The sequence below is a fragment of the Koromonas soli genome (assembly GCF_059726265.1).
Window position 1 is genome coordinate 574,740 of sequence record NZ_AP040872.1, and the last position, 21,588, is coordinate 596,327.

The 21,588-nt window shown below is 58.5% G+C and carries 18 protein-coding genes; 14 read left to right on the plus strand and 4 right to left on the minus strand.

Annotation, left to right across the window (positions count from 1 at the left end; translation table 11 throughout):
- Positions 1-37 precede the first annotated feature (37 nt).
- The 5 genes from AC6IY8_RS02490 to tsaE all read left to right on the plus strand — a co-directional run bounded on the left by AC6IY8_RS02490 (position 38) and on the right by tsaE (position 6,419).
- Positions 38-1,585: an APC family permease gene (locus tag AC6IY8_RS02490; protein ID WP_497777111.1), complete on the plus strand. Its 1,548-nt coding sequence runs from the start codon at positions 38-40 to the stop codon at positions 1,583-1,585.
- A 35-nt stretch (positions 1,586-1,620) separates the two neighbouring features.
- On the plus strand, positions 1,621-3,228 hold the full coding sequence (locus AC6IY8_RS02495) for an amino acid permease (RefSeq protein ID WP_497777112.1): 1,608 nt from the start codon (positions 1,621-1,623) through the stop codon (positions 3,226-3,228).
- A 120-nt stretch (positions 3,229-3,348) separates the two neighbouring features.
- Positions 3,349-4,359 carry a potassium channel family protein gene (locus tag AC6IY8_RS02500; protein WP_497777113.1) on the plus strand — a complete coding sequence of 337 codons (1,011 nt, stop codon included), beginning with the start codon at positions 3,349-3,351 and terminating at the stop codon, positions 4,357-4,359.
- Positions 4,356-5,939: an NAD(P)H-hydrate dehydratase gene (locus tag AC6IY8_RS02505; RefSeq protein WP_497777114.1), complete on the plus strand. Its 1,584-nt coding sequence runs from the start codon at positions 4,356-4,358 to the stop codon at positions 5,937-5,939. The genes AC6IY8_RS02500 and AC6IY8_RS02505 overlap by 4 nt, the downstream gene beginning before the upstream one ends.
- A 45-nt stretch (positions 5,940-5,984) precedes the next feature.
- Positions 5,985-6,419: a tRNA (adenosine(37)-N6)-threonylcarbamoyltransferase complex ATPase subunit type 1 TsaE gene (gene tsaE / locus AC6IY8_RS02510; RefSeq protein ID WP_497777115.1), complete on the plus strand. Its 435-nt coding sequence runs from the start codon at positions 5,985-5,987 to the stop codon at positions 6,417-6,419.
- A gap of 97 nt (positions 6,420-6,516) precedes the next feature.
- Here the strand turns inward: tsaE and AC6IY8_RS02515 are convergent, their stop codons facing one another.
- Positions 6,517-7,290, minus strand: a complete 774-nt coding sequence (locus tag AC6IY8_RS02515) for an enoyl-ACP reductase FabI (protein WP_497777116.1) — start codon at positions 7,288-7,290, stop codon at positions 6,517-6,519.
- A gap of 210 nt (positions 7,291-7,500) precedes the next feature.
- Here AC6IY8_RS02515 and AC6IY8_RS02520 point away from each other — a divergent pair, with 210 nt between their 5' ends.
- The 3 genes from AC6IY8_RS02520 to AC6IY8_RS02530 all read left to right on the plus strand — a co-directional run bounded on the left by AC6IY8_RS02520 (position 7,501) and on the right by AC6IY8_RS02530 (position 9,637).
- Entirely contained in the window at positions 7,501-7,821 is a 321-nt protein-coding gene (locus AC6IY8_RS02520) for a hypothetical protein (RefSeq protein WP_497777117.1), read from the plus strand.
- A gap of 227 nt (positions 7,822-8,048) precedes the next feature.
- Positions 8,049-8,813: an SDR family oxidoreductase gene (locus tag AC6IY8_RS02525; protein ID WP_497777118.1), complete on the plus strand. Its 765-nt coding sequence runs from the start codon at positions 8,049-8,051 to the stop codon at positions 8,811-8,813.
- A gap of 41 nt (positions 8,814-8,854) precedes the next feature.
- Positions 8,855-9,637, plus strand: a complete 783-nt coding sequence (locus AC6IY8_RS02530) for a GNAT family N-acetyltransferase (RefSeq protein WP_497777119.1) — start codon at positions 8,855-8,857, stop codon at positions 9,635-9,637.
- A gap of 6 nt (positions 9,638-9,643) precedes the next feature.
- Here AC6IY8_RS02530 and AC6IY8_RS02535 read toward each other — a convergent pair whose 3' ends face one another.
- Genes AC6IY8_RS02535 through AC6IY8_RS02545 form a run of 3 tightly spaced genes read right to left on the minus strand, consistent with a single transcriptional unit; the run spans position 9,644 to position 13,630 of the window.
- Complete coding sequence (locus AC6IY8_RS02535; protein ID WP_497777120.1) at positions 9,644-10,249, minus strand: hypothetical protein; 606 nt, start codon at positions 10,247-10,249, stop codon at positions 9,644-9,646.
- A 21-nt stretch (positions 10,250-10,270) separates the two neighbouring features.
- The gene (locus tag AC6IY8_RS02540) at positions 10,271-12,187 is read right to left on the minus strand and encodes a two-component system sensor histidine kinase NtrB (protein WP_497777121.1); all 1,917 of its coding nucleotides are present in this window, start codon (positions 12,185-12,187) and stop codon (positions 10,271-10,273) included.
- Between the two features lie 30 nt (positions 12,188-12,217).
- Positions 12,218-13,630 carry a sigma-54-dependent transcriptional regulator gene (locus AC6IY8_RS02545; RefSeq protein WP_497777122.1) on the minus strand — a complete coding sequence of 471 codons (1,413 nt, stop codon included), beginning with the start codon at positions 13,628-13,630 and terminating at the stop codon, positions 12,218-12,220.
- Between the two features lie 351 nt (positions 13,631-13,981).
- Here AC6IY8_RS02545 and AC6IY8_RS02550 point away from each other — a divergent pair, with 351 nt between their 5' ends.
- The 6 genes from AC6IY8_RS02550 to AC6IY8_RS02575 all read left to right on the plus strand — a co-directional run bounded on the left by AC6IY8_RS02550 (position 13,982) and on the right by AC6IY8_RS02575 (position 21,482).
- Positions 13,982-15,535, plus strand: a complete 1,554-nt coding sequence (locus tag AC6IY8_RS02550; RefSeq protein ID WP_497777123.1) for an OmpA family protein — start codon at positions 13,982-13,984, stop codon at positions 15,533-15,535.
- Between the two features lie 257 nt (positions 15,536-15,792).
- Entirely contained in the window at positions 15,793-17,790 is a 1,998-nt protein-coding gene (locus AC6IY8_RS02555; protein ID WP_497777124.1) for a WD40/YVTN/BNR-like repeat-containing protein, read from the plus strand.
- A 189-nt stretch (positions 17,791-17,979) separates the two neighbouring features.
- The gene (locus AC6IY8_RS02560; RefSeq protein WP_497777125.1) at positions 17,980-18,732 is read left to right on the plus strand and encodes a hypothetical protein; all 753 of its coding nucleotides are present in this window, start codon (positions 17,980-17,982) and stop codon (positions 18,730-18,732) included.
- 283 nt (positions 18,733-19,015) lie between these two features.
- Entirely contained in the window at positions 19,016-19,378 is a 363-nt protein-coding gene (locus AC6IY8_RS02565; protein ID WP_497777126.1) for a hypothetical protein, read from the plus strand.
- Positions 19,378-20,910, plus strand: a complete 1,533-nt coding sequence (locus AC6IY8_RS02570) for a sigma-54-dependent transcriptional regulator (protein ID WP_497777127.1) — start codon at positions 19,378-19,380, stop codon at positions 20,908-20,910. Before AC6IY8_RS02565 ends, AC6IY8_RS02570 begins: the two co-directional genes overlap by 1 nt.
- Positions 20,911-20,993: 83 nt before the next feature.
- Positions 20,994-21,482, plus strand: a complete 489-nt coding sequence (locus AC6IY8_RS02575) for a hypothetical protein (RefSeq protein ID WP_497777128.1) — start codon at positions 20,994-20,996, stop codon at positions 21,480-21,482.
- Positions 21,483-21,588: the final 106 nt, after the last annotated feature.

Here is a 21,588-nt window from a genome sequence, read left to right on the forward strand (position 1 = left end):
GCCGAAGAGATGCAATCGTTCGTGCTCAAGGAGAGCGGTGAGTCAGCTTACAAAGGTACCTGAGGTCACTCAGGATCAGGAGTTTGTTAAAGGACTCGGGCTAACCAGCTCGACTACGCTCGTGATGGGCTCCATGATCGGCTCGGGCGTGTTCATTGTAGCTGCCGACATCGCCCGTGTCGTGGACTCGCCTGCATTGCTGATTGCGGCATGGCTCGTCACGGGATTCATGACCATAGTCGCCGCTCTGTCTTATGGCGAGCTGGCTGCGATGATGCCCCAGGCCGGTGGCCAGTATGTTTACCTGCGCGAAGCGCTCGGTCCGCTGTGGGGATTCCTCTACGGATGGACGATGTTTCTCGTCATCCAATGCGGCACCATTGCTGCCGTGGCCGTAGCGTTCGGCAAGTTTCTTGGCGTCTTCCTGCCTTCGGTATCCTCCACCAACTGGATTCTGCATCTCTGGAAGGTTCCTCCCATTCATATTGGCCCCATGGTATTGGGCAACATGGAAGTGGGATTGAATACGCAGAACCTCGTCGCCATCTCGACGATCCTTCTGCTGTCCCTCGTCAACGTTTTCGGTGTAAAGACCGGAGCATTCGTACAAGTGGTATTTACCACGGCGAAGATTGCCGGTCTTGTCGGTCTCATCCTGCTTGGCATCTGGGCTGGAAGCACGCCTGAGGCTTTCGCCGCCAACTTCGGCACCAACTTCTGGCTGCACGCCGGATGGCGCGAACTGCACAAGATTCCCATTGGCGTGAGCGGTGCCACCGCGCTGGTTTCGACCCTTACGGTGATTGCCGTCGCGCAGGTCGGTTCGCTGTTCTCCGCCGACGCCTGGAATAACGTGACTTTCACTGCTGGTGAGGTCCGCAACCCGCAGCGCAACCTGCCTCTGTCTCTGGCGCTGGGTACGGGAACGGTGATCCTGATCTACATCGCCGTGAATTTCATTTACCTGATGGTGCTGCCGCTGTGGGGCGATCCGTATTCCATGACGAGCGTGGGTCGCGGCATCCAGTACGCCTCCGAAGATCGCGTGGCCACAGCCGTCATGCAGCAGATCATGGGCCAGAGCGGTGCCAAGTTGATGGCCCTAGCCATCCTGATCTCGACCTTTGGCTGCAACAACGGACTGATTCTCGCCGGTTCGCGTGTGTACTATGCCATGGCGCGCGATGGTCTGTTCTTCCACTCGGTAGGGCGTCTGCATCCCCGCTTCAAGACTCCGCACCTGTCCCTCATTGTGCAAGCCGTTTGGGCGAGCCTGCTATGCCTGAGCGGAAGTTATGGTCAGCTGCTCGATTACACGATCTTCGCTGTGCTGCTGTTCTACATACTTACGTTGGCAGGGCTGTTCGTACTGCGCCGTACCCGGCCTGACGCTCCTCGGCCTTATCGTGCCATCGGCTACCCGTGGCTTCCGGCCATCTATATTGTGATGGCGTTGTTCATTGATGTAGTCTTATTGCTCTATAAACCTCAATATACTTGGCCGGGACTCGTCATCGTTCTACTCGGTATCCCGGTGTATTTCTTGTGGTCGCGCCAGACGATGGCTGGCAGCACCGCAGATTGATATAGCCCGAAAAGTGAAGGAGAGCTCAAAGCCGAATGTCAAAGCTGCTGGCCAAGAAACCAATGGAGATGCTTCTCAATGAGGCATCCGAAGAGAATGAGCACAGTCTAAAGCGCGAGTTAGGAGCTGTTTCGCTGACGGCGCTTGGAGTCGGTGCCATCATCGGCGCCGGAATTTTTGTGCTCTCGGGACTTGGTGCGCACTACGCCGGGCCGGGCTTGATGTTGTCCTTCATCCTCTCCGGACTTGGCTGCGCCTTTGCGGGCCTGTGCTACGCCGAGTTTGCCGCCATGATTCCGCTGGCCGGCAGCGCCTATACATACGCGTATGCCACGCTGGGCGAGTTGTTCGCCTGGATCATCGGTTGGGATCTCACGCTCGAGTATGCCATGGGCGCGAGCACTGTCTCGTCGGGGTGGTCCAACCACTTCATCGAGTTCATGAGCATCTTCAATATTAAGATTCCGCTGTGGCTGGCTTATGACCACTGGACGGCCCTTCGTACCGCGCAGGACATCGTCGCCCGCCAGATGGTTCAGGCCTCGCATCCGGAACTAGCTCCTGGCACGCAGGCATTCCTGCAGACGCTCGATGCGCTCAAGCACAGCGGCTCAGCCGAACTTGCACAGCGCGCCCATGAATTGCTCGGTGCGCCGCATCTGTTCGGAGCCGAGATAGGCTTCAACCTCCCGGCATTTCTGATCGCGCTCATCATCACCTGGGTGCTGGTCGTCGGCATCAAGGAGAGCGCGAGATTCAACGCCGGTATTGTCGCCATCAAGGTCACCGTGGTGCTGTTCGTCATCGCTCTCGGCATGCGTTACGTCAGCGCCAGCAATTGGGGTTCTGACTGGCACTCGTTCGCGCCGTTCGGCTTCTCGGGCATCGGCGCAGGTGCAGCATACATCTTCTTCGCCTATATCGGATTCGACGCTGTCTCTACCACCGCGCAGGAGGCGAAGAACCCTCAGCGCGACCTGCCGATTGCGATCATCACTTCGCTCGTAGTCTGCACCATCCTCTACATCGCCGTTGCCGCTGTTCTCACCGGCATGGTGCCCTGGCGCGAAGTTAATATCGAAGCTCCCATCGCTCACGCCTTCTCCGACCGCAATCTTGGTTGGGCGTCTCACATCATCACCGCCGGAGCCCTGGCGGGTCTCACCAGCGTGATGCTTGTGATGTTGCTGGGCCAGACGCGCGTGCTCTATGCTATGGCCAACGATGGCCTGCTACCGAAGAAGTTCTTCAGCAGCATCCACCCCCGCTATCGCACGCCTTACAAGAACACGATTCTTGTCGGCCTGCTCGCAGCCATCGTGGGCAGCGTTACGCCCATCGACGATATCGGCAAGATGGTGAACATAGGCACGCTTCTGGCTTTCGTCATTGTCTGCATTGCCGTCGTGGTGCTGCGCGTCACCAATCCCGCGCAGAATCGCCCGTTCCGCACCCCTTGGGTGCCTTTCGTGCCCGTAATGGGCGTGCTGTTCAATGGCTACATGATGTACAAGCTGGGCTGGGTGAACTGGGCCCGACTCTTCGTCTGGCTGATCATCGGCCTGTTCATCTACTTCCTGTACGGCCGCCATCACAGCCGGGTACAGGCCGCAAACGTGAACACCGTGGTCTCGGCCGACTAGCCGATACGCGATTGAAAAGCGCTCTCCTTGTGGGAGCGCTTTTTGTTTTGCTCGCGGAGCATCGGAGTAGATTCTTTCGCTGTCGGCCCTGGTGCAGGTACAATCGCGGCCAGAGAATCTATGCGCGCATTGCGTAATATAAAGTTCCTGGCGACAGCCTTGTTGCTTGTCGTCCTCGTCGGCACGGCGGGATTTCACTACATTGAGCACTGGAGCTGGTTTGACGGCTTCTACATGGTGCTCACCACGCTGACGACGATCGGCTATGGCGAAACGCATCCGCTGTCGCCTGTGGGCCGCTACTTCAACGTAGGTCTCATCTGTGCGGGTGTCGTGCTGGTCTTTCTCATCCTCGGCGTTCTCGGGCAGGCAATCCTCGAATTCGAATTCAACAACATCTTTGGCAGGCGCAGAATGGAACGTGAGATCGCACGTTTAAAAGGACACTACATTATTTGCGGTGCCGGACGCGTAGGGCGTGCCGTGGCTCGCCAACTGGAGACCAAGCCGGCACAGTTCGTCGTTCTGGAAAACAACGAGGCGAAGGCGGAGCGCATTCGCTTAGAAACGAACTGGATGGTCGTACACGCCGACGCAACTCTCGAGGCTCAACTGCTGGCCGCACGCATCGACCACGCCGCCGGACTCGTGGCGGCGACCACGACCGATGCGACGAACACTTATATCGTGCTCACCGCGCGCAGTCTGAATCCCACGCTGAAGATCATCGCCCGTGCCAGTGAAGAGGCCGCGGAAAAGCATTTGAAGACCGCCGGAGCCGACCAGGTGATCTCGCCCTATGGCTTCGCCGGATTCCGCATCGCGCAGGCGTTTCTGCGTCCGCATGTCATCAATTTCCTCGAGGTTGCGTTGCTCCGCAGCGACGAACTTGGATTGGAGTTGGAGGAACTGACAATCGATCCGTCCTCCATTTACGTCGGGCAGGGATTGCGTGACTCCGGTATCCGGCACGATCTCGGCATCACCGTGCTGGCCATCAAGCGCGAAGGTGAGGAGATGAAGTATAGTCCTGAGCCGGACGCTCAACTTTGTGCGGGCGATCATCTCATTGTCATGGGTGAACCCGCCAATCTGCGACAACTGGAAATGCTTGCCGGAGCGAAAAAGTGAAGATCACCACCGCCGCCGAGATGCAGGAAATCGACCGCCTCACCATCCAGCAGCACGGAGTCCACTCGCTTGCATTGATGGAGAACGCTGGCACGGCCGTTGCGAATTTTGCTCGCGATTATTGGCCGCACGCCAATCGCGTTACCGTGGTCTGCGGCCGCGGCAACAACGGCGGCGATGGATTGGTCGCTGCGCGCCGCCTGCATAGCGCTGGCAAAGTGGTGGAGGTGTTGCTGCTCGGTCCAGGGCAGGGTCTGAAACCGGATGCCGCGAACATGTTAGCGCGACTTCCTGTGCGCCCCATCGTGCTGGGCAGTGAGGATGAGGTCGAGCGCGAATCCACGCGCAGCCTTGCAGGAGCCGACCTGATCATTGATGCCATCTTCGGCACCGGCTACAAGTCTCGCACCGATGCTTCTCAGGGGCAGAAACTCGCAGAAGCCGCCATCCGCGCCATCAATGCCGCTTCGGTGCCCGTGCTCTCTGTCGATCTTCCCTCCGGCGCCGACGCTGACGCCACAGCCACACAAGAGGGAGCCGTCTCATGCCGGTCCACAGCGGTAGTTACATTCACTGCTCCAAAGCTTGCCCATGCTTTTGCGCAGCTCACGCGCGGCCCTGTTGTCGTCGCTCCAATAGGCACGCCTGACTCTGCCATCGTTTCCGCTCAGCATCTGAACGTCGTCACACCGCACGAGGTCGCATCGCTTTTTGCCGAACGCGCCTTGGACAGCAACAAGGGCCGCTTCGGACACGTGCTGGTCGTCGCCGGATCGCTCGGCAAGAGTGGTGCAGCCGCGATGTGTGGCATGGCCGCTCTGCGCATTGGCGCCGGACTCGCAACGATTGCAACGCCGGGGTCGGTGCTCGCCTCTGTTGCGTCGTTTGCTCCCGAATTTATGACTGAACCGCTCGGAGAGCTTTCGGCTGCGAGCGTTTCTCCCAACGATGCCCCGCATTGCCTTGAACTGGCCAAGTCTCGCAATGTTCTGGCGATCGGTCCGGGTCTTTCGCAGAAGCCCGGAGTGGCGGCCTTCGTCATGCGCATGGTGAAGAACGTGCACTCGCCCGTAGTGCTCGATGCCGATGGGCTCAATGCGTTCGAGGGGTCTCCGGACCTGCTGCAGGGCGCGAGCCGAGCTCTCATCCTGACTCCGCATCCCGGCGAGATGGCGCGCCTCACGGGGAAGAGCGTGCCTGAGATCCAGGCCAATCGCGTTTCCGTAGCGCGAGACTTTGCGCGCCGCTATCGCTGCATCCTTGTGCTCAAGGGATTCCGCACCGTGATTGGCTATCCCAATGGCGAGGTGTGGGTGGTTGCCACAGGAAATCCTGGCATGGCTACTGGAGGCACGGGAGACATCCTCACCGGCATGATCGCCGGAACCGTAGCCCAGTTCCCCAACCGCGTTGAGGAGGCCGTCAGAGCCGCGGTGTACATGCACGGGTTGGTGGGAGATGCGGCCGTCGTGCACACTGGCGAGGAATCAATGGTCGCCACCGACCTGCTGCGATTTCTGCCCTCGGGATTCCGTCGCATGCGACAGCGTGCCGCAAGCAAAAACATTCGCCTTTGCTGACGCATTCTGCGCTACACTGCCGTGCTCGATGCTATGATTCGGGCAATGACCCGCGATTTCACTTCGCACTCCGCCGATGACACGGTCGAACTCGGACGCCAACTGGCCGCCGAGTTGCGGAATGCGCACGTCGTGCTCCTGCGCGGAGACCTTGGCGCCGGGAAAACGACGCTGGCTAAAGGCATCGCCGAAGGCTTCGGAGCCGCCGATGCCGACGAGGTCACCAGCCCAACCTTCACGCTGATCCACGAGTACCACGGCCCCGACAAAGACGTTTTCCATATCGACTTATACCGCTTGGAGAAGCCCGGCGAGGTCGATTCGCTTGGACTAGAGGACCTGATGACCGAGGAGCGCAATGTCCTGCTCATCGAGTGGGGAGAGAAGTTCCCGCGCATCGTGCAGCAGAAAGACGCCGAGATCGTGATCCGCCGCGTCGGTCATGATGAGCGCACTGTACGACTCACTATCGGTAACTGAATTTCCCAACGATTCGCGTGCACACAGCAAAGCCGCGCCCTCTCAGCGATCTTCGGCTGAACGGACGCGGCTTCTAGTATTGACGCGTTACGTGAATCTAGTAGCCCATGATGTTGTAACCGCAATCGACGTGGATCACCTCGCCGGTGATTCCTGCCGCGCCGTCGGATGCGAGGAACGCCGCCGTTGCCGCCACTTCGCTCGTATCCACGTTGCGCTTCAGCGGGGCACGCTCGGAAACGATCTTCAGAATGTCGTTGATGTTACCGATGCCGCGCGCTGCCAGCGTCTTGATTGGTCCGGCAGAGATGGCGTTGACACGAATCGCCTTCGAACCCAGCGACGCCGAGAGGTAACGGACGCTCGCTTCCAGAGCGGCCTTGGCCACGCCCATCACGTTGTAGTTCTGGATCACGCGCTCGCTGCCGAGATAGCTCAGCGTAATGATGCTGCCGCCATCCGCCATGAGTGGCTCCGCTCCACGGGCCAGTGCAATCAGCGAATAGACGCTGATCTCGTGGGCAATACGGAAGCCTTCGCGGCTCGTCAGCAGGAAGTCGTTCTTCAACTCATCGGCCGGAGCGAAAGCGACCGAATGAACCAACGTATGGATTTTGCCGTTGTACTTCTCGCCGATCTGGCGGAAAACCTCGGTGATCTCCTCGTCCTTGGTGACGTCGCACTGGAAACCTTGCGCGCCGGGCAGGCTTTCGATCATCTCCTCTGCTTCCTGTCGAAGCCGCTCGTTCTGATACGTAATTGCGATCTGCGCGCCTTCCGCGTGCAACTTCTGGGCGATGGCCCAGGCGATACTGCGCTTGTTTGCCAGACCAAATACAACGGCCACGCGCCCTTCCAGGCTATTTGCCATCTATGTAGGTGCTCCTGATTATCTAAAACTGGAATAGAACCTTTGTTCAAAGGATAGCAGCCCGCGCGCCCAACTGGAAACTTTGGCCCTCAGGCAATGCTGCTTTCCCCTGCAAAGCGGGAGAGCATGCTCCTGATATGCAAGCGGTCACATTACCTTGTGAGTGAAATCACTTCGAGCCGGACAAAAGACCGCTATGTTGTAGTCCTTATGACGACCAAGACTCTCGACACTACGGCCGCGGTTCAGAAAGGGCAGAGCTTGCCTGTGCTTGAGCCGCAACGAGGAGCTTGTGTTGAGTTCGTGGAATTCTGCAAGGAGCAGCATCTCCGCTCCCGTGCAGCCCACACGTTCCTGCGCGTGCTTCACAACAAAAAATGGCAAGAGGAATGCGACCATATTCGCGAATCGATGCGCCCTGAAGTAGATCGAATCTTCGAACCGGCGGAGAAGGCTCTCGCCGATGGCGCCAACTGCAAAGAGGTTCTCAGGGTCCTGATGGAGTCCCTTAAGAAAGCGGAAGACCTATAGGTTGCAGCGCGGATTCATTTCATTCATAAAGGCACCAAACGAGGCCCGTCCCAGCGACGGGTCTTTCGTTTGGCAAAAAATCGCCTTGCCCGTTCCGTGTCAGCTCGGAGCAGCTCAGTTGCGCTTGCGGCAATGTTGTATCGTGGACTGGTTTTGAATCCATGGGCCCATGCGCTCATCACATAGCTGTTTCCACGAAATCATTTCGGAGCACAAGCAAGATGAAAATGAGCGGTAACACAATCCTTATCACCGGAGGCGGGTCCGGCATTGGACGCGCCCTCGCAGAACAGTTTCACGCCCGCGGCAACCAGGTGATCATCGCTGGAAGGCGCAAGCAGCTTCTCGATGAAGTTACGGCCGACAACCCCGGCATGAAATCCCTCACGCTCGACATTGAGGACCGCACGGCGATCACACGTTTCGCCGATCAGGTCGCGAAAGAGTTCTCGTCCCTCAATGTGCTGATCAACAACGCTGGGATCATGCGTCCCGAAAACCTACTTGCCGAGCCCGCCGACCTTGGTGATTCCGAAGCAATCATCGCCACCAACCTTCTTGGTCCCATTCGTCTGAATGCGGCTCTCATGCCTCTGCTTCGTAAGCAGCAGCACTCGACCATCATGAATGTTTCTTCCGGCCTTGCATTCGTGCCACTGGTGCTGACACCGACCTACTGCGCTACGAAGGCGGCGATCCACTCGTATTCGCAATCGCTGCGATGGCAGCTCAAGGGCTCCAACATCGATGTGCTCGAGTTGATTCCGCCCTACGTGCAGACCGATCTGATGGACGGTGCCAATGACCCGCGCGCCATGCCGCTTAAGGAGTTCATCGCTGAGGTCATGCAGATTCTGACCACTCAGCCTGATGCCACTGAAATCTGTGTTGAGCGCGTGAAAGCCCTTCGCTTCGCCGCCGAGAGCGGGAAATACGATCAGGTTTTCAGCGGACTCAACGAGGCCATGGCGCATCCCGTGAGTTCCAACTAGCCACGCCTCGAGTGCTCTCGGATCTGGTTCTGTCCCGCCGATTGGCGAGAACCGAGGCCGCTGCAAACGCGCATCTCGTAGAGGCGCGAGCGCGCATCTCTCCAGACTCCGGTGCGCAATGGATCGAAGTTGCCGGAGCCTACGCCATGTTCGATGGCCGCTGCTCGCCCTGTACGCAGACGTTTGGCCTTGGCCTTTTCGCCGTGCCTTCCGCAGGGGAGATGGACAAGATCGAGGCATTCTTCCGTGAGTGCGGCGCAGGTGTCTTTCATGAAGTAAGCCCCATGGCGGACCCTGCGCTGTTTTCAATGCTCAACGAGCGTGGCTACCAGCCCATCGAGTTCACCAGCGTAATGTTTCTCGATTTGGCTGAACGCCAGCCATCGGCTTACACTCCCAAGCCGGAACTCACAGTGCGACCCGCGAAGCAAGGTGAAAGCGAAATCTGGGCGAGGACTTCCGCGGATGGGTGGGCGGACGAAGTCGATTTTGCCGACCAGATACTCGATCTTGCAAGGGTCGTGGCTTCACGTCCGAACGGCACGTCGTTCCTCGCGCAGATCGATGGCAAGCCGATCGCAACAGGCGATCTCGTTATTCACGAAGGCGTAGGGCTGCTCTCCGGAGCCAGCACAGTGCGTGAGTTCCGCCGACGTGGCGCACAGAACGCGCTGCTCGAAGCGCGATTACAGTACGCGTCAGATGCGGGTTGCGATCTGGCCATGTTCTGCGCTGCGCCGGGCAGTGCCAGCCAGCGCAACGGAGAGCGCCGCGGCTTCCGCATCGCCTACACCAGAGTCAAGTTCGAACTCACGAAACTCTGACGCCTTCTACTTGGTGAGTTCGTTTGCCAGCAGACTCGCCTTTACGGCCAGATTGTAAGCGCGTTCCGTGTCTCCGCCCTGTAATGCCTGGTTCGACTGCGCGATGTAGTTTCTCGCCTGCCGCATCATGTTCTGCTCGCTATCGCTGAGCGAGCGATTGATGTGCGAGAGCTTCGCATCCGAATTGCGATTCAGGTTCTCCGTGTTCTGCCGTTGCGACTGCACTGCTGCCCGTGGCACGTCCGCCGTAATCTGCACGGAGTTATCGGGTGTCGTTGTCGGCTTGGCCGGCTCAGGCTTGGGCGTTTCCGCCACCGCAGGTGGTGCTGGTCTGCGCGGAACAGGCTTGCGCGGCTTTGGCTTTGGTTTCTGCGCGTCGCGTTGGGGTGTGTTGGTTGGAACGGATTGGGGTAAAGGGTTCGTGTTCTCGTTGGGAGGATTGGGCGATGGAGGCGCGGGCTGCGGTTCGGTTTCGATCGTAGGCACCAGCACCATCGGAGTGGTGCGCGCCGGTTTCTTCGCGCATCCTGTCGCCAGCATCGCCAGGCACAGCGCCGTTCCGGTGAGTGAGCGTATGGAAAGAATTCGCAAATCGAAAAGGGAAGAGAACATATCTTTTCTTGCCAGCATATCTTAGTGCGGCGGAGGGATCACGGTTTCGTTCATCGCGTCCGGAGTTCTCTCTGCGGAAATCTCAGGCTCGGCCAGCGGAAGCAGGAAGCGGAACGTAGTGCCTTCGCCGGGAGTCGATTCAAGATCGAGCGCGCCGTTGTGCAGTTGCATAGCGCGATAGGTCAATGCCAGGCCGATTCCGCTGCCTGACTTCTTCGTAGTGAAATACAGATTGAAAATCTTGTCGCGAATTTCCGGGGAGATTCCTGCGCCTGTATCGTGAACCTCAAGCACCGCGGCCTGGCTCGTGGCAAACCCGCGGACGGTCAGCGTTCCGCCGTCCGGCATTGCCTGCACGCCATTGATCATCACGTTGAGGATCCCCTGCTTGATCAGGTCAGCGTCCACGCGCACGGGCAAGGACTGCTCTCCCAGTTCCTCAACGATCTTCACATTGTGCGAGAGCGCATCGAGTCCCGACAGCGCAATTACCTCGTGCGCCAGCGCCCGCAGGTCAATGCGCGTAAGCTTCAACTCCACAGGACGCGAGAAGTCCACCAGCGTTTTTACTACACGGTCGAGGCGGTGGATTTCCGTGCTGATGATGTCCATGTGTCTGCGCGTCTCTGGATCGAGTTGCAGAATGCGTTCGCGCAGAATCTCCAGATGAATGACGATGGCGTTGATCGGATTTTTTACTTCATGCGCGACGCCCGAGGTCAGCCGTCCGATGGCGGCAAGGCGGCGCGACAACTCAATTTCGTTCTCAATGCGCTGCACAGATTCGGCATCGCGAACCGTGAGCAAAGCGCCAATTGGCACGCCGCGCTCGGAAATGAAGTCGAGCGACATCTGCACGCGGCGTCCGTGCTCGATTTCAATTTCGCGCGAGGGAACTTCCTGGCGCAGCGCAAACGCGTCGAGCACAATTCTTCCCAATCGATTCGAGTCGTCGAAAACTTCATCGACCATTCGCCCCAACATCTCACTGCGCGGCCGCCCGACGAAGCGCTCGACCGAAGCCGACACAAGCACGATGCGTCCGTCGCGCGTGAAAAGGATCAGGCCATCCTGCAACGTGGACATCAACTGGTCGAGGTTCTCTTTCAATGCCGAGAAAACCTCGCGCACGTCGTGCATCTGCCTGCCGAGCCGATCGATACGATTGCTGACAGCACCGAACTCGTCTGTTTGTTCCGGCTTGCGTTCCGGCTCTGGCTCAGGAGGCCGGCCGCTTTCGGCTGTCATGACGTCCAGGCGGCGTGCAATCAGTTCCAGCGGGCGCAATGCAAGATTCGACAGGGCAGCGGCGATAATCAACGACAGCAACACCGCCGAGCCCGAAAATAGCAGCGCGCGATTGAGCTGTGGCACCAGTTCCTGCTTCAGGAACAGCGTTGACAGCCCCACGCGAATTTCGCCAAACGGCATTCCTTGCCGCTGCACTGGCAAGGTGACTTCATAGACGCGTGCAGGCCCATACACCGCCTGCAACTGATCGAGGAATCCGCCATCGCGCAACCCAGAGAGAGCTGGGCGGCGCGGCATTGGCTTGCCTGCCGACGCCTGGTCGGTATCGACCAGCGCTATGCCGTTGCGGTCCACCAGTCCTGCGTCGTAAACCTCGGCGTTATAGCCCAACACCGATTGCAGCAGCATGTCGATGGACTTGTCCTGCTGCAGAATGCTGGCTATCGCATCGTGTGCTTGTTTGGAATCCTGCGGCGGCTCAAGATGATTGCCGGGCAGCTCGGTTTCGAGCGCCTGCCGCGCCGCGTGCAACACCTGGTGAGCGATGAAGTCCGCGTTGTCATAGCTCTCGTTGATTCGTTGGCGCAGGATCTGCGAGATGTAAACGCACGAAAGAGTAGCGACCAGAATGAAGACCATTCCGGTGATGGCAAGCACCAACTTAGTTTTCAATCTAAGTCGCGGCATGGAACCTGCAGACGGAGAACCGGCCCTTCATCAGTTTCCGGCTTGGTGCCCGGCGACTGCGCCAGAAGTGACCTGGCCCTGTGTCCCGTACTCCTTCAGTTTATTGTGCAATGTCTTCAGGCTGATGCCTAGAATTTCGGCTGCTCGGGTCTTGTTGTTGTGCGTGGACTCGAGCGTCTTCATAATCAACTGCCGCTCTGCCTCGTCCACCGTCGTTCCCACGCCCACGTGGATCGCGTCTGCATCATTGATCGGGATGCGCGCAGGACTTGCGCCGAAAGAAGGCGGAAGGTGCCGCGGTTCGATCACGCTGGAGTCGCACACGATCACTGCGCGTTCCACCGTGTTGCGCAACTCACGCACATTTCCCGGCCACGAGTAGGAGTCGAACAACTGCATTACGGAATCGCTTGCCGTGCGCACGCTGCGCTGATGCTTGTTATTCATTTCCTTAATCATCGTGTCGGTCAGGCTGGGGATATCGTCCTTGTGCTCGCGCAGTGGAGGCATGTGAATGTTGAACACATTCAGGCGGTAGTACAGGTCGGTGCGCAGCTCGCCGCGCGATACAGCCTCTTCCGGAACCTTGTTCGTAGCGGCCACTACTCGCACATCCACCGTCGTTTCTGACTTGCTGCCCAGTCGGCGCAGCTTGCGATCTTCAAGCACGCGCAACAGCTTTGCCTGCGTGCCAATCGGCATCTCGCCAATTTCGTCCAGCAGCAGCGTACCGCTCTCGGCCAGTTCGAAGCATCCTGTTCGACGCTCAAGCGCTCCGGTGAATGCGCCCTTCTCATGTCCGAAAATTTCGCTCTCGATCAGCGTTTCAGGGATTGCGGCGCAGTTGATCGCAACAAAGGGCTTGTTCTTTCTTGGCGAGAGTTCATGAATCGTTCTTGCGACCAGCTCTTTGCCCGTGCCGCTCTCACCCGTGATCAACACGGAGGCAGTGCTGGGCGCCACGAGTTCGATCAGATGAAAGATCTCCTGCATCTTGCGCGAGGAACCAACGAGCGAGTTGAGCTGTCCGCTATCACGTAACAATCGGCGTGTGGCTTCCAGCTCACGATCGGTGCCGCGTTGCCGCGCTGCGTTTTGCAGAATGTTGCGCAGACGCGTCGGATTCACCGGCTTCTCGATGAAGTCATACGCGCCGAGCTTCATGGCCGCAACCGCGGCATCAATCGAGCCTTGTGCTGTCAGCAGAATGAACGAAAGTTCGCGTGTGCCCTGTGATACCCGCTCCAGCAATTCCATGCCATCCATGCGAGGCATCTTGAGATCGGCAACGACAATGCCCGGACTCCATGCCTGAACTTTCTCAAGTCCTTCCATGCCGTCTCGCGCAGTTTCTGTGCGGTATCCCCAGGCTGAAATCAATTCGGCTAGACCTGAGCGCTCGTGCTCTTCATCTTCAACGATCAGTACTTTTTCCCAGCCCATCGGCAATGAGTCCCTTCCTGGCATCTACTATCGTGTAATGAATACCGCCCCTTACACTCTACCTCTTTCGTGACCGTGTAATTTAGATGCAGGAACTTAGGTCTGTGTAACTTTTGCTCGGAGTTATTTCGTGTCAGTGTTATTCAGCAGAGCGGAATTAGTGAAAAATCTGATTCCTGCCCACAAAAGCAACCTTGAGTGGTCTACAATCAGATTCAGCAAGACAGGGTATTCCCTCGTACCCAAGAGATGGAAGGCAAGTCTAGTACGAAACCCCTTTTTCAAATTCGAAATGCCTGTACCCAACTCAAGGTTCTGTGGAGCTGTCTAAAAGTTTCGGAGGATCAAATAATGTCGCATCGTCGTTTGTTAGCGGTTTTACTCTCCGTTTTTGTCCTCTGCGCCCCGATCGTGTTATCTGCACAGACGCAGGACGCGCCCAAGGCGGAAGTGTTTGGCGGCTACTCCTGGTATCACCCAGGAGGCAGCATTGCCGGTACAAAAGTTCCCGATTTCAACAAAGGCTGGGGAGCTCAGTTCACCTACAACCTGAATCACTGGCTCGGTATTGCCATTGATGGTGGCGGTCACTACAACGATTTCGCCAAGACTCACACGCTCGCTATCGGTCCTCAGATTAAATTCCGGAGCGAAGGTTTCACCCCATTTATTGAAGGCTTCATCGGTGGCCAGCACTGGGCACCGACGGTTTCCAACGATCAGATCCGTTTCGTAACCATCGCTGGCGGCGGCATTGAGTATCCGGTTTCACGCCGATTCTCTCTTCGCCCCGTGCAGGTGGACTACGTGAAGACGGCTTATCACGATCCTTCCCGCACAAATATTGATTTCGATGGAGTCCGCCTCCAGGCTGGCCTCCTGTTCAACTTCGGCCTTCCCACGCAGGAAGGTGCTGTGAGCGCGACCTGTAAGGCTGATCCGCAGGCAGTCGATGCCGGAGCTCCGGTCACCGTCACTGCGACGCCTTCGGGCTTCCTGCCCAAGCGCACGCTGAGCTACTCGTATTCCGCTACTGGCGGAAAAGTGGCTGGCACCACTCCCACGGCACAGGTTGATACCACCGGACTTGCTCCGGGCAGCTACACCGTAACCTCCAAGGTTATCGACAACGGCAAGGGTAAGCATCAGCAGACCGCAAGCTGCCAGGCTTCGTTCACCGTCAATGAACCGCCGAAGCATCCTCCTGTGCTGTCGATTACTGCTCAACCCACGACTGTGACTGCTGGCGAACCTGTCACCATCACTGCAAGCGGCAGCAGCCCTGACAACCGTCCGTTGAGCTACAACTGCACCTCCACTGGTGGACGCCTCACTGGCAACGGCCCGACGTATCAGCTCGACACCGCGGGCGCGCCCGAAGGCACCATCAACGTCAACTGCACGGTCAGCGACGACCGCAACCTCACCGCCGCGTCCAACGCTTCGGTGAAGGTCAATGTTCCGCCGCCGCCGCCGACTGCCAGCGACTTTGGCAACATCCAGTTCAAGCATGACCGCAAGCGGCCCACTCGCGTCGATAACGAAGCCAAGGGCGAGCTCGACCGTTATGCCGACGCTCTGGCTGCCGCGCCTGATTCCAAGGGCGTAGTCGTAGGCTATGCCACTGCCGACGAGAACGCGCCGAAGAAGGGCCGCAAGGCTGCCAACTTCGCCGCCGAGCGCGCCGTGAACACCAAGGACTACCTCGTGAAGGAGAAGGGCATTGACCCGTCTCGCATCGAGGTCCGCACCGGAACCGGTGACGACCAGAAGACTGAGCTGTGGGTCGTTCCTGCTGGTGCCACGTTCTCGGGTCAGGGCACACAGGTCGTCAATGAGTCCACGGTGAAAGCAACTCCGCGGACCGCCCCTGCACGTCCGGCCCACAAGAAGGCGCGGAAGTAGTAAAACCGATGTTCTCGGGCGCATGCACCTACGTGCTGCGCCCGATATTCCTCAACCCGGGTAGATGAGCTAATCTCTTAGCCATCTGGCCGGGTTTTTGCTGCCCGCGTGGGGCTCCGGCTGCACAAATGTTGTGCAGCTTGATTCCCAGAGTCCGGATTACAAAACGCTGATCGCCAAAGTTCGAATTTGACGCATCCTCACTTACAAGAAAGTTCATAACGCAGCTTTGCCGCGGAACAGTGAAAAGGAATTCGATGTTGAGACGCTGGTCTGTTTTTTGTTGTGCGCTGCTGATCTTGATCTCTACCGCAGGTTTTGCCCAATGGCGTTCCGTAGGGCCTTATGGCGGAAACGCACGCGCCCTGGCCTACGACCCTTCCAACCCAGATCACATTCTTCTCAGCTCCGGTGCCGGAGCCATGTTTGAGTCCACCGACGGCGGCCGCCACTGGAAGCACTTTGCCCATCTCGGTCCCGGCCACGAGCTCATGCTCGAAAACATCGCCTTCGATCCATCGCACCCCGCCACCATTTACGTTGCGGGCTGGAGTGTTAATGGCAATGGCGGGGGCTTTTTCGTCACCCGCGATGGCGGACGCACATGGACCGAACCGGCCGATCTGCGTGGTAAAAGCATTCAGGCTCTCGCGCTTGCTGATTCCGATCCGCGCATCCTCGTTGCTGGAGCGCTCGACGGCCTCTTCCGCAGCACCGATCGTGGCGAAACCTGGGCGCGCATCAGTCCCACCGGACATGCAGACCTGAAGAACTTCGAATCCGTTGCCATTGATCCAAAGGACCCGAAGATCATCTACGCCGGCACGTGGCACCTTCCCTGGAAGACCACTGATGGCGGCGCTACGTGGAACAGCATCAAGCAGGGCGTCATCGATGACTCCGATGTCTTCTCCATCATCCTCGACCGCTCCAACCCGCAGATCGTCTTCGCCTCTGCCTGCTCCGGCATTTACAAGAGCGAAAACGCCGGTCAGGTCTTCCGTAAAGTGCAAGGAATTCCCGGCACGGCTCGCCGCACCCGTGTCCTTCAGCAGGATTCCAAGGACGCAAACACCGTCTATGCGGGAACCACCGAGGGACTTTGGAAGACCGTCGATGGCGGCAAAACCTTCAAGCTCATCTCCCCTCCGAATTTCATCCTGAACGACGTCATGGTCGATCCTCGCAATCCCCGTCGTGTGCTCATCGCCACTGATCGTGGCGGCGTTTACGCCTCCGATGACGCAGGCGCAACCTTCCGTCCTTCGAACGACGGATTCTCGCAGCGGCAGATCACCTCGGTTATCGCCGACGTGAAGAACGGCTCCGAGCTCTACGCCGGAGTGGTCAATGACAAAGAGTTCGGCGGCGTCTTCCGCGGACACGAGGGCACTTGGTCGCAAATGAGCGACGGCCTCGGCGGACGCGACGTCTTCGACCTTCGTCAGTCCTCGACCGGACAGCTCATCGCCGCCACCAATCGCGGCCTGTACCTGTTCGACTCCAAAGCGCAGCGTTGGGAAATCAGCAAAGATGTGGTGCACGAAAAAGCCGCTCCTGCCCGCAAGCCCGTTCGTGGCAAAAATGGCAAGATGATCACCCCTAAGGTTCAGCCTCCGGTCGTGACTCATTCCAGCTATGAAGGCCCCGTGCGTTCCGTCGCTCTCGGTAGTGCTCGCTGGTACGCCGCCACCAATGACGGCATCCTCACCAGCAAGAACGAGGGCAAGAGCTGGACCGGCGGAGCCATCGACGGCGAGAAAACACTTTTTTCCGTCGGAGCTCACGACAAGGCAGTCGTAGCCACTACTCTGCGTGATGTCTGGTTCAGCAAGGATGAAGGCGAGCACTGGGTCCGCCAACCCCTTCCCACTTGGGTGACGCGAATCTATTCAGCCACGGTTGCCGATGACGGTTCCGTGTGGCTCTCCACTCGTGAAGGCGCAATGCACCTCGCGATGGCCGCCACCAAGGATTCGCCCGCAGCCCCGGAATGGGTGCACGTCCTCAGCGGATTGCCCGCTCGCGAAGTCACCTCGATTCGCTCCGAAGGTGGATTACTGTTGGCAGCCGCGGTTGGTTCGCGCACGACCTATGTCAGCCGCGATCAGGGACAAAGCTGGAAAGCCGAACCCACAGCCTCGTTTGAAATTACCGGGGCCGTCATGCAGGGAAGCACCCTTTACGTCAGCACCCGTCACAACGGTGTTCTGGTTGAGGACACGCGCACTGCCTCGGTCTCTGGCCAGCACTAACCCCCAAAGCCTTAAGCACGGGCATGGCTCAAACCGCCATGCCCTGTCTTTTGCCCTGAAAACTTCTCCCCGGCTATGTCAAAACTACTCACCCCGCCCTGTGAATCTTCCTGTAAGTAGCAGAATCTAAATCCAGAGAAGGATGGCACGCCATCTGCTGTCTAGGTTCATATACTCTGGAGGGAGTTCATGAAGTCCAAAATTTACGCATTATTGCTAGCAAGCACCTTGGCCTTGACTGCGGCCTGCAACAAGGCTTCGCAGGACGCCTCGGCAGCCGGAACGACCCCAGGCGTCGGTTCTTCGCCCACGCTTTCGACCCGCAACGATGTTCCCGCGCCGGTCGATCCGTCCGCAGCCAATAGCGCCACGACGGCGGCCAATGCCCCCAATTCTGCGCCTATGAACCAGGCTGCAAGTTCTCCGGCCTACCAGCCGATCCAGATTCCCTCGGGCACCGCGCTCAACGTCCGCCTGCAGAATGCGATCTCATCCGCCAGCGCTCAACCCGGCGACCGGTTCCGCGCCGTTCTCAACTCGCCGCTGCGAGTGCATGGACAGACGATCGCCCCCGCAGGTAGCGAGGTCGTCGGCAAGGTGGTTGCCGCCGAGCACTCCGGACGGCTTGAGCACCCAGGATTCCTCGAACTCTCGCTTGATTCCATCCAGATCGAGGGCCGCAACGTTACGATTAGCACTTCGCACGTCACCGCCAAGGGCAGCTCGCACAAGAAACGCAACATTGCCTGGATCGGCGGTGGTGCGGGAGGCGGCGCTCTCCTCGGCGGACTGATGGGCGGAGGTAAGGGTGCCCTCATCGGCTCCGCAGTGGGTGCCGGAGCGGGAACCGCGACCGCAGCCGCTACCGGTAAGCACGATGTCGCATTCAATGTGGAACACCAACTGACGTTTCAACTGCGTCAGCCAGTCACCATCCAGTAGCACATTCGGGCTTCGGTTCGCGTATGGACCGGAGCCCGTCGCAGTTTTCCACAGCCATTCCCGCTTACGCCTTCCTTCCTCCCCTTTCAGGAATCTTCCCGAAATTGCAAGTGCCTGAATTTGCGCCTCTTAAATCCCTTCTTGTCGATTAGGTTTCATTTCGGGAATTCTCGTCGCCTCACCCGCTCGTCCTTCTTCGACTCTCTTCCTTCGTAAGCTCTTCTATTTTCTACATTTGCGATTTCTAACCCAAATTGGCACCGCTCTTGCTTTTAGGACAGGCGTGAACTCCCGAATAAACACCACGGAAGCAAGCGGTTCTTCGGCAATGTCCCAACCTGGTACAGCGGTACTGGACGCTGTGGCAGTCAAGTCCATTCGCCATAACCTTCATGAACTTGCCAATGTGTTTACCGGGGTCATGATTGCAGGCGGTCTGCTCTCCCAGAGGCTTGAGAAAGGGCCTCTCCAGCAGTACGCCGGCAATATTTGCGATGGCAGTGAGCGTGGCTGTGAACTGGTTCGGGAGATACGCAGTCAGTTGATGGCCGCCTGTAACGAAATCGAACTGTCACTATGCGTTACGGCCGATCCGATTGTGGGCGTAGCCATAACCGAACAGAAGCAGGTTGGAGGCGATTGGTAATGATGGACTTATCCCGGGCAAGAGGGCAGAACCGGCTGCCCAATCACAATTCGCATGTGTCCGGCAGCACACCGCTGGGTGATACCAACACTACGCCGTCTGAGGTCGCTATCAGTACAATTTTGGGCGCGCTAGCCATGGACCCAAATCAGGAAAAGTCGGAAGCGAATCTGCTGAACCTGCTCATCGTTGATGACGAGCGGTCGATCCGTGAGGGTTGCCGCGACGTCGCTCAGAGCATTGGTTATTCCACCCATATCGCAGATAACGCAGAACATGCTTTTCGCGTTCTGGATACCACGAGCATCGACGTCGTTCTGCTCGACCTGCGACTGCCCGGTCTGGGTGGCCTCGAGGTACTGAAGGAGGTCAAGCGTCGACGTCCCGAGACGGTCGTTATCGTCATGACCGGATACGCCAGCGTTCAGTCGGCGGTACAGGCCATGAAGCAGGGAGCTTACGATTACGTCACCAAGCCCTTCAACCTCGATGAGCTTCGCCTCATTCTCGACCGCGCACTCGGCCATCTGCAGCTCTCGAGCGAAAACCGCATCCTGCGTCAGCAGGTGAAGAGCAAGGAAGGCTTTGGTGCCATCGTGGGGCGCTCGCCGGAAATGGAAAAGCTCTACCGCATCATCTCCAAGGCCGCGCACAGCTCGCACCCCGTGCTCATCCTGGGCGAGAGCGGCACCGGCAAGGAACTGGTCGCGCGCTCCATTCATTTCTCCGGCCCGTATCGCGACAAGCCCTTCGTTGCCATCGATTGTGGTTCGCTCGTTCCATCTCTCATTGAAAGCGAGCTGTTCGGCTACGTAAAAGGCGCCTTCACTGGGGCCACAAAGAACAAGGACGGACTCCTGCAGGCAGCCGACGGCGGCACGATTTTCCTCGACGAAATCGGCGAGCTGCCCATCGACCTGCAATCGAAACTCCTGCGCGCGCTGCAGGAAAGGGAAGTGCGGCCCGTTGGCGGCACGAAGGCAGTTCCCATCGATGTGCGTGTGCTGGCCGCGACCAATCGCGATCTTGAGCATGCGGTATCGCAGGGCACTTTCCGCAAAGATCTGTATTTCCGTCTCAATGTCCTCAGCCTGCGCATTCCCCAACTTCGCCAGCGCAAGCAGGACATCCCCCTGCTCGTCGGTCACTTCCTTGAGCGCCTCACCCGTTCCACCGGCATTCAGCGCAACATCAGCGATGATGCTCTGAAACTGCTGCTCAGCTATGACTGGCCGGGCAACATCCGCGAGCTCGAAAATTGCATTGAGCGCGCCTGTGCTCTCACCAGTGGTCCCACCATTCACGTTGCCGATCTTCCCACTGCGATTCAGAACTGGCGGGAGCAAACTCAGCCTGCGGCCGACAAATCGATTCCGCGGCGAGGCATCCTGCCCATTGCTGAAATCGAGAAGCAGGCAATCCTCGGAGCCATCGATCAGTTACATGGCGACAAGCTTGAGGCGGCACGCCTGCTCGGCATCGGCAAAACCACTCTCTATCGCAAATTGAAAGAGTACGGCGCTCTCCAGTAGGAGCTACGCCCCGGAACGCTGCGCGGACCTATAGCCGTCCTGCGCCTATGCCCACCTACGCCTGTGGGCCAGTGAGGAGATCTATGATTCTGCTAGTCACATCCAGCAATCGCCGCTCGGAATGCGGCGCCGCCCTCGAACAAGTCATCGGTGAGTCGGTCGAAGTTTGCGATTCGGTTCGTAAAGCCGCTTCCATGCTGCGCAATAATGAGTATTCCGCTGTCATTCTCGACGATCCCATGGTCGAGGTTGAAGCGGACGCCCTCGAAACGCTGCTCAACAATCTGGGTCTTGCCGTCCCGGTGTATGTAAACCTCGCCATCAGCAATGCCGAGCGCATCACCCGCGAGCTGCGTCTCGCCATGCGCCGTCATCGCGAATCGCGCATGATCGCCGTCCGCGCCGCCGAATCGCAACTGCGCAGTGAGATTCGCGATGCGATTACCGGCATCCTGCTCTCAACGCAGCTCGTCATGCGCACGCCGGAAATTCCTCCTGAGGCAATGGAGAAGCTGACTTCCGTCTGCCAGCTTGCCAGCACCGTGCGGATGCGCCTTGAGAGCGTGAACTGACCTCCCCCCTTTGAGCTCTGCTCAGTGACTTTGTTCCACTCGCCCACGCGCGTGGCTTTCCGGCGCGCGCTTTTTCTGCAGCACAGTTTTATCCTAGACAGCCAAC